We start from the raw sequence: 12,754 nt of genomic DNA on the forward strand, positions 1-12,754 counted from the left end.
CAAACCCTGGCAGTTTAATGGCAGCAGCATTGGGGCCACCTGCCGATAGACGGCATTTTTGTGTAGAACTAGAGTTAGCTCAATTCGGCCCTAGGAGTGAGTTCACTGGCGTGACCCACTTCTGGTTGATGGATCCGAGGGCTATAGCTACGTTATGCCGCTGGAATGGATTTATCTCTTTTACTGGCGATCGCGCTCATCATTGCTCTCATCTTCTGGCTCAATCGCCGCCAGGGCCGACGACGGCCCGCCGCCAAGCGCTCGCCAACCGCCACCGCCCCGAGTCGATCGGTGCGGGGCCACACCCAGCGGCAGCTCCTGCGCCTAGTGGGGGGCAACCAGGCTGTGGCCGAGCGCTTGGTCGAGCAGGTGCAGCTGCGCAACCCCAGCCAGAGCCAGCAGTGGTGCTGGGAAAAAGCGATCTATGATATCCACCGCGATCGCCGCAGCTCGTAGGCAAAAACAGAAAAGCGAAGACCGAGGATTGACCAGAGGAGGAAATGACAAGCCAAGAACCACTAAGTTGAAAACAGCTTTTCCATTCTTCGTTTTTCCACTCTTTTCATGACAGGTCACCTAGTTTCTATGGTTGTTCACATAGTTGACGCGGGTGCCAGCCCAGTTGAGCTTGCTACGCAGGGTGCCGTAGTAGGAATGGTTCTGCCGCAGGATAATAAAGTGGGCCATCGCCTCAGCGCTGCGCACATCCACCCGCTGCCCCGGCCAGATGGCGGTGCCCATAATTCCGTCAGTCCACAGTTTGGTGGTGAGGTCGGGGTCAGCCAGGGGCCACACGCTAACCACTGAGCCCGGTGGCAGCACAATCGGGCGGCTCGATAGGCTGAGGGGGCAAATGGGCGTCACTACGATTGCATCCATGCCGGGGTGAATAATCGGGCCACCCGCCGCCACGGTGTAGCCAGTCGAGCCAGTGGGGGTGCTGATCAGCAGACCGTCGCCCTGGTATTGATCCACTACTTCGCCGTCGATCTCCATTTCGAGCATGGAGGTGATCATGCGATCGGGGGAAGCGGGCTTGATAGCCATTTCGTTGAGGGCCAGGTACATCTCACTGACGGGGTCGAGGTTGGTGCGGTGGCCTTCGTAGATGCGGGCCTGTAGCATCATGCGCCGCTGAACGGCAAAGCGATCGCTCAGCAGCCGATCCCACACCGACTCGGTGTCATCCATCTCCTCAGAGCTTTCGGTCAAAAACCCCAGATGTCCGCCAATATTGACCGCCAGAATCGGGATATTCTCAGCAGCCAGATTGCGAGCCGCGGTCAGCGCCGTGCCGTCACCACCAAACACAATAGCCAGATTAATTGGCTGACTCACCGAGGCCAAAAACACCGGGTAGGGATTGTCTTTTGGCCCGCTGGGGCCGCGCAAGACCTTGCTGCCCAGGGCCTCTAGCTGGTGGGCGCACTTCTCGGCCCACTTTTGGCTCAGCCGATTGCCAGCCTTATGGACAATGATGACTTGCTCAAGTTGCACAACAAAATGCCGTGGGTTGATAGTACAGAGTGAGAGAGCACACCGTCTCCAGCGTACCTAGACAGCAACACCCCAGTGTTTTAAAGACAATTGTAGAGGGAGCAACGGCCACCCCCTCTACAATCCAGATATTCTTACGCTTCGGCAGGCCTACCACTTGAGCAAGTTGAACTGCTCCATATCCACGGTGTCACGGTTGCGGTAGATCGAGAGCACAATGGCCAAGCCCACTGCCGCCTCGGCGGCCGCAATACTAATCACAAACACCGCAAACACCTGACCGTTGATGCCTACCGGGTCGAGGTAGTTCGAAAACGCCAGCAGGTTCAGGTTGACCGCATTTAGCATCAGCTCAATGGACATCAGCACGCGAATGACGTTACGGCTGTTAACCAAGCCATAGATGCCAATACAGAACAGGGCAGCGGCAGTAAGCAGAAAATACTCAAGTTGCATGGTTGAAGAAGAATCCGTTCCAATCCCTAACAACAGTTTTGAGCCTTGGGCAGCAGTTTTTCATCAGCCTGCCAAGGCAGCCGAACAGAGGTCTAGTCAGACTCTGGGCTTGCCACCGACGACACCAGTTCGCGCGGTCGCTCTGGCAGCTGTAATGCTTCAGAAGCAGCCTCCCCAGGAAGCACGTCAGGAATCAACTCGCGGCGGGCCAGCACGATCGCCCCAATCAGCGCAATCAGCAGCAGCACCGAAGCCAGCTCAAAGGGCAGCAGATAGTCGGTAAAAAAGTGAATGCCAATGGCGACAGTAGCCATCTCACCCTTGGGCACTTCGGTAGAAATAGCCCAGGGCGTGTTTAGGGTTGAGGTTGTCAGCAGCGCAAACAGACCGACGCAAACTCCGCCTGTGGCGAGCTTGCCCACCCAAGCCTGCTTCATGGGGGTGAACTGCTGTTCCTTATTCACCAGCATGATCCCAAACAGAATCAGCACGCTGACAGCACCCACATATACCAGCACCTGAGCCGCCGCCACGAACCCCGCATTGAGCAAGATATAGAGGCCCGCCATGCTAGTAAATACGCCTCCCAGCAAAAACGCTGAGTAGACGATGTTATCCAACAGCACGACTCCCAGGGCACCCCCCAGCGTCATCGCAACCAGTATGCCAAAGGCAACGAGTTGTACTCCTTCCGCTAGCGTCACAGTCTTGACTCCTGTAAAAATTAAGCGATCGCAGCCGTGGTCTTAGCTTAGGCGAATGTACCACGGAACCCTAACGGGTGCATTACTCCTTGGGCTTGGCTTCACTGGCTTTAGCTTCACCTTCAGCCGCTGTAGCCTCTTTTTGAGCCGCCTCTAAAATTTCCTGGGGCATCTGGCCGGCCCGTCGAGCGTTGAGCGGCAGGTCGTGAGGATCCATGACACCCTTGGGTAAGTAGGCTAGCTCCCGCAGGGGAGTAACCATCGAGTCTTGGGTGACCTTGTAGGGCAGACGACCCAGGGCCACGCTGTCGTAGTTCAGCTGGTGGCGCTCATAGACAGCCAGCTCATACTCTTCGGTCATCGACAGGCAGTTGGTGGGGCAATACTCCACACAGTTGCCGCAGAAAATGCAGACCCCAAAGTCAATGCTGTAGTGCTTCAGGTCTTTTTTCTTAGTCGCCTTATCAAACTCCCAATCGACTACGGGCAGGTTGATGGGGCACACCCGCACACACACTTCGCAGGCAATGCACTTGTCAAACTCAAAGTGAATGCGTCCCCGAAACCGCTCTGAGGGGATCAGTTTCTCATAGGGGTACTGCACTGTCACCGGGCGGCGACTCATGTGGTCAAAGGTTACAGAGAGCCCCTGGCCAATATACTTGGCCGCCTGTAAGCTCTCTTTGGCATAATCGCCGACTTGTTTAAGAAAACCCAGCATGGGGAAACCTCCGCAGTGGTACAGATTGTCGATGGGGAGTTGAGCGTTCAGCAGGGGTTAGCCACCAGCAGCCACTTATTACAGGGTAAGGCAAGCTCTCTAAGCTAGCCACCAAAGGCAGCCGGAAACGCCAGCTTGAGGGCGGCGGTCAGCAACAGGTTGACCAACGCCACCGGCAGCAGAAACTTCCAGCCAAAGTCAAGCAGTTGGTCAATGCGAACGCGGGGTACGGTCCACCGCAGCAGCACCGCAATGAAGACCAGGGCATAAGCCTTGAACAGGGTCATCACGATGCCGAGGGAAGCGGTAATGACCTGGAGCCAGGGGGTAGTTTCACTGACCCCAATCAGACTAGCTAACCAGCTCACTGAGATGGGAGATTCCCAACCGCCCAGATACAAAATCGAGACAATCAGCGCCGACAGCACCAGGTTGACGTAGGAGCCGACGTAGAACAGGCCGAACTTCATGCCGGTGTATTCGGTCTGGTAGCCTGCCACCAGCTCTTCCTCTGCCTCTGGCAGGTCAAAGGGCAGACGTTCGCACTCCGCTAGGGCAGCAATCCAAAAAATCAGGAAGCCAGCGGGCTGTCGCCAGATGTTCCAGCCCAAAATGCCGTAGCCCGACTGCTGATTGACAATGTCGATGGTGCTCAGGCTGTTAGACATCAGCACCACCGCCAGCACCGCCAGCGCCATGGGAATTTCGTAGCTGATCGACTGGGCCGCCGCCCGCAGCCCCCCTAGCAGGGAGTACTTGTTGTTGGAGGAATAGCCCGACATCAGCAGGCCAATGGGAGCAATGCTGGAGAGGGCAATCCACAGAAAGATGCCAACGCCGAGGTCGGTAATCACCAGATTTTGGCCAAAGGGCACAATCAGGTACGACAGAAACACTGGGATCACCACGATCGCAGGCCCCAGCGTAAACAGAATTGGGTCGGCCTTAGCGGGGGTAATGTCTTCTTTAAAAATCAGCTTGATGCCGTCGGCAGCGGCCTGAAGGGTACCCAGCGGCCCAGCAAACTCAGGCCCAATCCGCTGCTGAGCGGCGGCAGAAATCTTGCGCTCTAGCCATACCGTGACAAAAATGCTGACCGTGGCCCCAATCAGAATCACCACCATGGGCAGGGGCAGCCACAGAGCCTTTGCCGCTCCAGCGGGCAGCCCCAGGTCGACGAGGGCATTCACGAAACTACCCTGTAGGTCAATTCCTTGGTTCATGGGCCAGTCCTTAGCAACGGTACAGTTAACTCTGGCAGAGAGAAAACACTTTAGATTCTACCGTTATCTTCCGCGATCCACCGAGCCAGGCAGGTGGGATTCATAGGAAGTTTTGGCGGGAAGGAATTGAGGGGAGGGTGGGGAGAAAGTTTTAAGTGCTGAGTTTTGAGTTTTGGATTCAAGCGCTGCCACCAGAACTCAAAACTCTTCACTCCCCCTACAATCCTGACTACCCCACTCCCCTCTCCCGCCCATGCCCCTCATCCTCACCTCCCTAGTTGCCCTACTGCCGATTCTGACCGTCTTCTTGCTGCTGGTGGTGGCGCGGCGACCGGCGAGTCAGGCGATGCCGGGGGCGCTGGGGGTGACGGCCTTAGTGGCGGGGTTGGTGTGGCGAGTGCCGGTGAATTACATTGCGGCGTCTCTGGTGCAGGGGGCAGCGATCGCAGCCGAAATCCTTTTCATTGTGTTTGGGGCGATTTTGCTGCTGAATGTGCTGCAAGCTTCAGGGGCGATCGCCGTGATTCGCCAGAGCCTGCTGACTCTATCGCCCGATCGCCGGGTGCAGATGATCGTGATTGCCTGGCTGTTTGGCAGCTTTATTGAAGGGGCGTCGGGCTTTGGCACCCCAGCGGTGGTCTGTGTGCCGCTGCTGGTAGCGGTGGGGTTTCCAGCCCTGGCGGCGGTGATGGCGGCGCTGATCATTCAGAGTACGCCCTCGACCTTTGGGGCGGTGGGTACGCCGCTGCTATTTGGCATGGATGCAGGGCTGGGCGGAGCGGCGGCAGTGGAAGCGGCCCTGACGGCGCAAAACCTGGAGTTAGCGAGTTTTATCGCCGGGGTTGGTCGCCACGCGGCCATTCTTCACGCCATCGTTGGCATGTTTATTCCGCTGCTGCTGGTGGCGATCATCACCCGCCTGTTTGGTGCCGGGGAGTCAAAGGCCGAAGGTCTACGGTTGTGGAAATTTGCCCTGGTGGCAGGGCTGGCGTTTACCGTGCCCTACGCGCTGACGGCAGTATTTTTGGGGCCAGAGTTTCCGTCGATGATGGGCGGGCTGGTGGGGCTGATGCTGGTGGTGACCATCATTCGCAAAGGCTGGCTACAACCTGAGCAAGCCTGGGATTTTCCACCGGAGGAGACCTGGCCGGAGGCGTGGTCGGGGAGTCTGTCGCCCACCCTAACGACGCCCCAGTGGGGATGACGGTGGTGAAGGCCTGGCTGCCCTACGTGCTGCTGGGGGTGCTGCTAGTGCTGTCGCGGCTGACACAGCTGCCTCTCAAGGGCTGGCTCCAGGGCATGCGGGCCTCGTGGACAGGAATCTTTGGCACGACCGTTGCGGCGGCCTCAACCCCCTTCTATCTGCCCGCCACTATGTTTTTGCTGGTGGTGGCGATCACCTATTTCTTACACCAGATGAAAGCGCGGGATTTGGGGCGGGCGGTGGGGCGATCGCTCCCCATCCTGCAAAAAACAGCCCTCGCCTTGGGCTCTGCCGTGCTGATGGCGCGGGTATTTATCAATTCAGATGTCAACGGTGCTGGGTTGCCCAGCATGCCCCTGGCTCTGGCGGAGGGTATGGCGGCGATCGCTGGGGGCACCTGGCCGATGTTTGCCGCTGGAGTCGGGCTGATCGGCGCGTTTGTGGCGGGCAGCGTCACCGTCAGCAACATGATGTTTTCACTGTTTCAGTTTGGGGTAGCCGAGAAGATCGGCACACCCACACCGCTGATTTTAGCCTTGCAAACGGTAGGAGCCTCGGCGGGGAATGTCATCTGCGTGTCAAATGTGGTGGCAGCGGCGGCGACGGTGGGGCTGCTGGGCCGAGAGGGGCTGCTCATGCGCCAGCTCTTGCCGGTAGTGGCCTATTATCTGGGTCTGGCGGGAGTGATTGGGATGGTATGGGCCACGGTTGGGGGATGAGGAGATAGGGGTGTAGGGTCTCGGGTTCTGGGTTTCGGGTTCTAGGCTGCCCTCTAAATCTGACACCTAAAAACCTGATACCGGAAACCTAAAACCCATCCAAACAAAAGCCCCCCAGCGCAAGCGCCAGAGGGGCAGGAGTTCCTGAAAATCGTCACTAGATCAATAATCTGCGCAGGGGAGAAGAGTGCCCAGGGGGGTCTGACCCATCAGTGGCCAATTAGGAGGGTAGAGACACCGAAAAACCCTGTTTATCCCAGATGTGGGGACGATTGGCCAGGTCGACATAGGCCTGGCTGTGGGGGCCGGTGTAGATTTGGGTGGGCCGGAAGATGCGGTTTTCGCCGAGCTGCTCTTTCCAGTGGGCTAGCCAACCAGCCACCCGGGCGATCGCAAAGATTGGCGTAAACAAATCGGTGGGAATGCCTAGCTTGCGGTAGACCAGCCCCGAGTAGAAGTCAACGTTGGGGTAAATGCCCTTAGCGCCGAGCTTTTCAGAAACGGCCAGCTCCATTTCTAGGGCGATCGCGTAATACTCGTCTTGGCCAAACTTGGCAAACAGCTGCTCAGCCAGCCCCTGCAAAATGGTGGCGCGAGGGTCTTTGACCTTGTAGACCCGGTGGCCAAAGCCCATGATCTTAGACTTTTCGGCAATGCAGCGCTCCACGTAGGGGCGCACGTTTTCGACCGAGCCAATCTCCTCCAGCATGTCGATCACCTCTTCGTTCGCCCCGCCGTGGAGCGGCCCCGCCAGGGTGCCCACCGCCGAGGCTACCACCGCGTAGGGGTCAGTGAGGGTCGAGGCCGTCACCATCGCCGAAAAGGTCGAGGCGTTGATGGTGTGCTCGGCATGGAGGGTGAGACAAATATCAAAGATCCGCGCCGCCAGGGGGTCGGGCTCACGCTCGTTGAGCATATAGAGAAAGTTGGCGGAATAGTTGAGGTCGTCCCTGGGCTGCACCGGGTCGTTGCCCTTGCGCATCAGCTGAAACGCCGCCACCATAGTGGGAATTTTGGCCAGTAGCCGCACCACCGCCTGTTGAATGTAGACCGGATTGTCCAGTGCGCGGCGCGAGTAAAACAGACCTAAGGCAGCCGCGCAGGCTTGTAGAGCATCCATGGGGTGGCCGCTCTCGGGGAAGCACTTCATCATGTCGCGGATGCGGTACTTGAGGCGGCGGTGGTAGCGAATTTCGTACTCAAAGGCCTCTAGCTCTGGCTTGGAGGGCAACCCACCCCAAATCAACAGGTAGGCCGTCTCGAGAAAGGTGCCCCGCTGGGCCAACTCTTCAATGGGAATGCCGCGATATTCCAAAATTCCCGCCTGGCCATCCACATAGCTAATGCTCGACTGGGTGGCCGGTACACCCTCTAAACCGGGCCTGTACTCACATGCGGTCATAGTATTGTCGCTCCCATTTGCTGACCTGTGATTCCAAGGGCGTTAACCCCCTTAGAATCAACGCTACCAAATCATCTAATCAACCTTAGCGCTGCTGTCAACCCAGTGGGGGTAGCGACGGTGTTGCGATCGCCTAGAGTAGTTGAGTCCTCGATTTCTCAGACTCCCCATGACCACCCTTTCTGTGACCGTGCCCGATATGGCCTGCGGGGCCTGCGTCAGCACCATTACCCAAGCCGTTCAGGCTGTTGACCCCAGCGCCGAGGTTAAAACCGACCTGGGGTCCAAGGCGGTAGACATTACCGCCAGCGTTACCGCCGAGGCGCTTACCGAGGCGATTCAGAAGGCGGGCTATACGGTGCAGGCATAGGCGCGGCAACATCGACCACGCGCCCTGTCGCCGCCGATCGCTGGGCAGCAGTCGCCACCTGCAAGGTGTAGAGGCTGGCCTCGGGGGTGCAGTACAGTGCCCGCCCCGTGAGCAAGTGCTCGATCACCTGGGCCGTGTCGGCTGCAAACAGCCCCCGGCGAGAGCCGACCTCTACAGCACGGGTGCCTTGGGCGTCGGTCAGAGTACCCTGGTCGCCGTCCAGGCAAAGCGAGCCGTCGCTGCCGATCGCCTCTAGCCGCCGCGTCGCCTGCCACAGGGCTTCGCCCTTGCCATAGGTCACCTCGGCGATCAGCCCTGAGGCGAAAGTGAGCTGGGCGGTGCAGAGGCAGGTGGTGTAGCAGGCTAGGCCCTCGGGGCCGGGGATAAGGCCACCGTAGTGATTTTGGCAGTAGACTCGCGCCACCGGGCCAAAGCAGTCAATCAGCCGGTGCAGGCGCGACAGTGCCCCCACCAAAGGAAAGCCAAACAGCTCAGGGCAGTAGGTCCAAGTGGAAGGAGCGGGGCGACGGGGGGACAGGGTGCAGTAACGGGCATAGAAGGGCCGACCGATCGCCCCCAAATTAGCTTTAGCAGCCAGATGGGTGCCCCCCAGCAGCTCAATATGCTCGACATGCAGCAGGCGCTGCTTAGCTTCGGCCAGGGTGAGCAGCGGCTGAGCCTGATCGGCAGTCAGCGCTAGGGGATATTCCACTACCACGTGGTGGTTGGCCTCTAGGGCAGCGGCGACGACGGGGCTGTGGTCGCGGTTGATGTGGCAGACCATAATCAGATCTAGGTCAGAGCGATCAATGAGGGCTTTCCAGTCGTCCACGGCGACGGCGTTGTATTGCGCGGCAAAGGCCTGGGTATCAACAGGGTTGTGGCCAGCCACGGCGACTAGAGAGGCGCGATCGCTCGCCTGGAGCGCCGCAGCCCGCAGCCGCGCCACAAAGCCCGTGCCGACCATACCAACCCGCACTACATCGCCCTTAACCCTGGGGGTTGCCATCACCCGTTCCTCAGCTATGTCGCCACCGCCATAGTACGTTTTTCTCCAGCGGGGGGATGGTGCTGCAACGGGTTCTCTGGAATGCTAAAAGCAGTATTAGCACGACCCTATGCCCCCCTTTGTGCCCCCCTGGTTTTTGCAGAATGGCCTGGCCATGACCCTCTACACCGCCCTGGTGTCGAGCCAAACCTGGCCCCAGAGCATTGACCTGCCACCCGTCGCCTACCAAGACCATATTTTCACAGGCCAGGGGGATGTGCCGATCTTTGGCCGCTGGTCAGTGCCCAACCGGTCAAAGGGCACGATTGTCGCCACCTACGGCATTACTGGCAGCCTCGATGACCAGTGGCAGCTCGAAATTTTGGCCCGCAAAGCCCACCATCGGGGCTATGGCCTGGTGGTGTTTGACTGGCGCGCCCACGGCAAAACCGCCGACCTCTCACCCACCCTCACCTCCGATGGCATCTACGAGGGGGATGACTACGTGGCCCTAGCCGCCCAGGCCAAGGCACTTGGCTGCACGCCGCCCTTCTGGTTTATGGGCTATTCCCTCAGTGGGCAACTGGCGCTGTGGGGGGCTAAAGCAGCCATGCAGCTTCCAGCCGACAGCGGTCTAGCATCGGGAGACATTGCCGGAGTAGTGGTGGTCTGCCCCAGCCTCGACTCAAATCGATCGCTGCGCTACCTAACCGCAGATCCGTTGGGCAAGTTTTTGGAGCGATCAATCGCCCAAGAACTCAAGCGCCTGGCCCAGCGTCTTCACCAGGCCCACCCCGACCACTTTGACCCCGCCGCAATCGATCGCGCCAACAGCATCTGGGGCTTTGACCACGAGTTGGTAATTCCTCGCCTGGGGTTTGCTTCAGTCGAAGACTACTACAACGCCAGCAGCCCGCTCCCATTCATGACCGATCTGACGATTCCCACCTTGATTCTCTATGCCGCCGATGACCCCCTATTCAGCCCCGAGATCATCCCTGACCTTAAGCAAGTTTGTGCGGCCAACCCTAAGATCGACTTAGTGCTGACCGAGTTCGGCGGCCACGTAGGCTACTGCAACAGCAGCGCCGGTCAACGCCAGGCCGGGGACAGCGACCCCTGGTGGGCATGGAACCGAGCGCTGGACTGGGTAGAGCAGGTGGGTATGTAGAAGAGTGGATAGAGTATCCACCCCACTAGGTCAACCTAAATCAGCCGCTAGAACAGGCGCAGAATTAGCGGGTAGCGAAATGCCGTGTTCGGATTAGTAACACTGTAGAAGATGGCTACGATTGGCATGATGAAATTCACAATACCCAACACAACCAGCATCGGAATGCCAATCAGCAGCCAGGCCAAAATGCCTGCGACAGTCCACCAAAACCACATGTTTAAGTGGAAGTTAATTGCCTCTTTAGCGCTTTCCTTGATCACTGAATCTTGCGAGAGCAGCAAGATGGCGATGGGAACGCCAATGGACACTACTAAGGTGTTGAAGAAAATCGAGCCGTGGCTAACGGCAGAGAGAATTTTACGGGTGCCGGTGTCTTCACTGGATTGCATGGGGAATCTCCTGTTTTATAAAGATAGGTGAAAGGGTAAATGGGTGGGCGTTAACTAGCCTGTTCGTGCAGCTCGGCGGTTTTAACTTGCACCGTTAGCGGGCGATCGCCCCGCTGAATTTTGAGTTCTAAGGCATCGCCAATCTTGGTATTTTCAACCTTGATTTGCAGCCCATCGGCGCTGCGAATGGGGGTGCCATTGACCTGCAAAATAACGTCACCACGGCGCAGACCGGCATCAGCGGCGGGGGTGCCTTCTAGCACCCGAATGATGAGGACGCCATCAACCTCGGGGAGAAACATGCCCGAGTTGATATCTTCGTTGCTGCGCTTGGCTTGCTCAGGGGTGAGGTTAGCGATTTGCACGCCGATGTAGGGGTGGACGACGGTTTCGCCTCGGGCCAGCATGTCTTTAACTTCTTTGGCCTTGTTGATAGGAATGGCAAAGCCAATACCCATGGCGTCAGCGCGAATGGCGGTGTTGATGCCGATCACTTCGCCCCGCTGGTTAACCAGCGGCCCACCCGAGTTGCCGGGGTTGATGGCGGCATCGGTTTGAATAAACTCCAGGCGCTTACCGGGAATGCCTACCGAGCTGCTGGTGCGTTTGAGGGTGCTGACAATGCCGAGGGTCACGGTGTTGTCGAGGCCGAGGGGGTTGCCGACAGCGATCGCCCAGTCGCCCACTTCGATCTGGTCAGAGTCACCCAGGGTGGCAATGGGCAGCACATCGTCTTCGCCATCGTCGATTTTGACCACGGCTAGATCGGTGACTTCATCTACCCCTTCCACCACGGCGTCAAAGCTGCGGCCATCTTTAAGAGTGACCACCACCCGGTCAGCGCCGTTGATCACGTGGGCGTTGGTCAAGATGTTGCCAGTGTCGTCGATGATGAACCCTGAACCCTGACCCCGTAACAGCTCTTCCTGGGGCTGACGCGGCATGCCGCCAAAGAAATCGCGCAGGAACGGGTCTTCATAGAGCGGATCGCGGTTCTGACGAGTGATCGTTTTTTCGGTGTCGATGCGGACTACTGCCGGGCCAACCTGGCGCACAGCGGCGGCCACAAAGCTTTCGTTGCCGATCGCAGCTGTTGCCGCCGACTGGGCCTCAGCCGGAGATGCGATCGCGCCACTCAACATCATCACCGCTGCCGCGATCATGACCAGCAGCCGTCTTAGGGGTATCCAGAGTCCTTGTTTCAAGGGAGCAGACCTCATAAAGCGAATTCGACGCACAACAGCAAGGGGGTAGTATCCCGTCGATTGATCAAAATTGTTCCACAAGTGCCCGCTTAGCGGGGGAGGGGGATACCGTACTTCTAGGTGGGCTGGGCCGAAGTTTGGGGTTTAGAGCATCATAGGAAAAGAGCGGTGGAGGCGTGGAAACGCTATGAGTACAGCCAGGCCATCTACGAACTGGTGAAAACGTTGCCAGAAGAGCAGGCAAGTCTAGTACTGGTTTTCACTCGGTTTGTTCAACAGCAGGGCAAGCAAAACTTCTCCCAAGCCGTTCCTTTAGGTACTTTGACTGGACTGAGAGGAGCTAAACCAGTAGGCGATTTCTCCACAGACCTAGATGTTGCGGCAGACTCCACCAACTACTTGATTTGGAAATATCAATGAGGGTTCTGATCGATACCAACATAGTGCTGGACGTGACCTTAGAACGAGAACCTTTTGTAGGAACAGCAGTTGCCCTCTTGCTTTGACTAAAGTAGGCAAAATCCAGGGCTATATTTCAGCAACCACTATCACTAAATTTTTTTATATTATGCACAAACTCAAAGGTCGGAAAGTGGCACTAGAGGCTATCGCCAGACTGGTTCAGGGACTAAACCTGTGTGCAGTAGAAGTTCGGCAATTCAGCAGGCTCCATATCTAAATTTGCACGACTTTGAAGATGGT

The 12,754-nt window shown here is 57.9% G+C and carries 15 protein-coding genes; 6 read left to right on the forward strand and 9 right to left on the reverse strand.

All coding sequences use genetic code 11. The annotated features are described in order from the left end of the window. The first annotated feature begins 165 nt into the window (after nt 1–165). A complete protein-coding gene (locus H6F57_RS06230) occupies nt 166–456 on the forward strand; it encodes a hypothetical protein (RefSeq protein WP_190627545.1) in 291 nt (96 codons plus the stop codon). 120 nt (nt 457–576) lie between these two features. Here the strand turns inward: H6F57_RS06230 and H6F57_RS06235 are convergent, their stop codons facing one another. The 5 genes from H6F57_RS06235 to nuoH form a co-directional block, all read right to left on the reverse strand. Next, nucleotides 577–1,497: an NAD(+) kinase gene (locus tag H6F57_RS06235; RefSeq protein ID WP_190627544.1), complete on the reverse strand. Its 921-nt coding sequence runs from the start codon at nt 1,495–1,497 to the stop codon at nt 577–579. A gap of 150 nt (nt 1,498–1,647) precedes the next feature. After that, entirely contained in the window at nt 1,648–1,953 is a 306-nt protein-coding gene (gene nuoK, locus H6F57_RS06240) for an NADH-quinone oxidoreductase subunit NuoK (protein ID WP_073606437.1), read from the reverse strand. 92 nt (nt 1,954–2,045) lie between these two features. After that, nucleotides 2,046–2,657 (reverse strand): NADH-quinone oxidoreductase subunit J, encoded by a 612-nt coding sequence (locus H6F57_RS06245; RefSeq protein WP_190627542.1) that lies wholly within the window; start codon nt 2,655–2,657, stop codon nt 2,046–2,048. An 82-nt stretch (nt 2,658–2,739) separates the two neighbouring features. After that, nucleotides 2,740–3,375 carry an NAD(P)H-quinone oxidoreductase subunit I gene (ndhI, locus tag H6F57_RS06250; RefSeq protein WP_199289750.1) on the reverse strand — a complete coding sequence of 212 codons (636 nt, stop codon included), beginning with the start codon at nt 3,373–3,375 and terminating at the stop codon, nt 2,740–2,742. A 107-nt stretch (nt 3,376–3,482) separates the two neighbouring features. Continuing rightward, entirely contained in the window at nt 3,483–4,601 is a 1,119-nt protein-coding gene (gene nuoH / locus H6F57_RS06255; RefSeq protein WP_190627539.1) for an NADH-quinone oxidoreductase subunit NuoH, read from the reverse strand. A 253-nt stretch (nt 4,602–4,854) separates the two neighbouring features. On the opposite strand from nuoH, the gene H6F57_RS27915 reads away from it, so the two are divergent. Then, nucleotides 4,855–5,805, forward strand: coding sequence for an L-lactate permease (locus H6F57_RS27915; protein ID WP_199289732.1), 951 nt, complete (start codon nt 4,855–4,857; stop codon nt 5,803–5,805). Further along, on the forward strand, nt 5,757–6,524 hold the full coding sequence (locus H6F57_RS27920) for an L-lactate permease (RefSeq protein ID WP_199289731.1): 768 nt from the start codon (nt 5,757–5,759) through the stop codon (nt 6,522–6,524). Before H6F57_RS27915 ends, H6F57_RS27920 begins: the two co-directional genes overlap by 49 nt. Nucleotides 6,525–6,744: 220 nt before the next feature. Here H6F57_RS27920 and H6F57_RS06265 read toward each other — a convergent pair whose 3' ends face one another. Then, entirely contained in the window at nt 6,745–7,926 is a 1,182-nt protein-coding gene (locus tag H6F57_RS06265; protein WP_190627536.1) for a citrate synthase, read from the reverse strand. A gap of 169 nt (nt 7,927–8,095) precedes the next feature. Between H6F57_RS06265 and H6F57_RS06270 the strand changes: the two genes are divergently transcribed. Beyond that, nucleotides 8,096–8,296: a heavy-metal-associated domain-containing protein gene (locus tag H6F57_RS06270; protein ID WP_190627534.1), complete on the forward strand. Its 201-nt coding sequence runs from the start codon at nt 8,096–8,098 to the stop codon at nt 8,294–8,296. Here the strand turns inward: H6F57_RS06270 and H6F57_RS06275 are convergent. Continuing rightward, entirely contained in the window at nt 8,253–9,305 is a 1,053-nt protein-coding gene (locus H6F57_RS06275; RefSeq protein WP_190627532.1) for a Gfo/Idh/MocA family oxidoreductase, read from the reverse strand. The two genes, H6F57_RS06270 and H6F57_RS06275, sit on opposite strands and share 44 nt — an antisense overlap. 109 nt (nt 9,306–9,414) lie before the next feature. Here H6F57_RS06275 and H6F57_RS06280 point away from each other — a divergent pair, with 109 nt between their 5' ends. Beyond that, nucleotides 9,415–10,455 (forward strand): alpha/beta fold hydrolase, encoded by a 1,041-nt coding sequence (locus H6F57_RS06280; RefSeq protein WP_190627531.1) that lies wholly within the window; start codon nt 9,415–9,417, stop codon nt 10,453–10,455. Nucleotides 10,456–10,502: 47 nt separating this feature from the next. Here the strand turns inward: H6F57_RS06280 and H6F57_RS06285 are convergent, their stop codons facing one another. Beyond that, the gene (locus tag H6F57_RS06285) at nt 10,503–10,847 is read right to left on the reverse strand and encodes a DUF4870 domain-containing protein (RefSeq protein ID WP_190627528.1); all 345 of its coding nucleotides are present in this window, start codon (nt 10,845–10,847) and stop codon (nt 10,503–10,505) included. A gap of 50 nt (nt 10,848–10,897) precedes the next feature. Beyond that, nucleotides 10,898–11,992 carry an HhoA/HhoB/HtrA family serine endopeptidase gene (locus tag H6F57_RS06290; protein ID WP_190628078.1) on the reverse strand — a complete coding sequence of 365 codons (1,095 nt, stop codon included), beginning with the start codon at nt 11,990–11,992 and terminating at the stop codon, nt 10,898–10,900. Between the two features lie 228 nt (nt 11,993–12,220). Between H6F57_RS06290 and H6F57_RS06295 the strand changes: the two genes are divergently transcribed. Next, nucleotides 12,221–12,472 (forward strand): DUF2281 domain-containing protein, encoded by a 252-nt coding sequence (locus H6F57_RS06295; RefSeq protein WP_190794988.1) that lies wholly within the window; start codon nt 12,221–12,223, stop codon nt 12,470–12,472. The last annotated feature ends 282 nt before the right edge of the window (nt 12,473–12,754 follow it).

Source organism: Leptolyngbya sp. FACHB-60 (assembly GCF_014695775.1).
GTDB lineage: Bacteria > Cyanobacteriota > Cyanobacteriia > Phormidesmidales > Phormidesmidaceae > Nodosilinea.

Coding starts and splice junctions, on each gene's coding strand:
- H6F57_RS06280 (WP_190627531.1), top strand. CDS start 9,415: ATGCCCCCCTTTGTGCCCCCCTGGTTTTTGCAGAATGGCCTGGCCATG.
- nuoK (WP_073606437.1), bottom strand. CDS start 1,953: ATGCAACTTGAGTATTTTCTGCTTACTGCCGCTGCCCTGTTCTGTATT.
- H6F57_RS06290 (WP_190628078.1), bottom strand. CDS start 11,992: ATGATGTTGAGTGGCGCGATCGCATCTCCGGCTGAGGCCCAGTCGGCG.
- H6F57_RS06265 (WP_190627536.1), bottom strand. CDS start 7,926: ATGACCGCATGTGAGTACAGGCCCGGTTTAGAGGGTGTACCGGCCACC.
- H6F57_RS06230 (WP_190627545.1), top strand. CDS start 166: ATGGATTTATCTCTTTTACTGGCGATCGCGCTCATCATTGCTCTCATC.
- H6F57_RS06285 (WP_190627528.1), bottom strand. CDS start 10,847: ATGCAATCCAGTGAAGACACCGGCACCCGTAAAATTCTCTCTGCCGTT.
- H6F57_RS06275 (WP_190627532.1), bottom strand. CDS start 9,305: ATGGCAACCCCCAGGGTTAAGGGCGATGTAGTGCGGGTTGGTATGGTC.
- H6F57_RS06270 (WP_190627534.1), top strand. CDS start 8,096: ATGACCACCCTTTCTGTGACCGTGCCCGATATGGCCTGCGGGGCCTGC.
- H6F57_RS27915 (WP_199289732.1), top strand. CDS start 4,855: ATGCCCCTCATCCTCACCTCCCTAGTTGCCCTACTGCCGATTCTGACC.
- nuoH (WP_190627539.1), bottom strand. CDS start 4,601: ATGAACCAAGGAATTGACCTACAGGGTAGTTTCGTGAATGCCCTCGTC.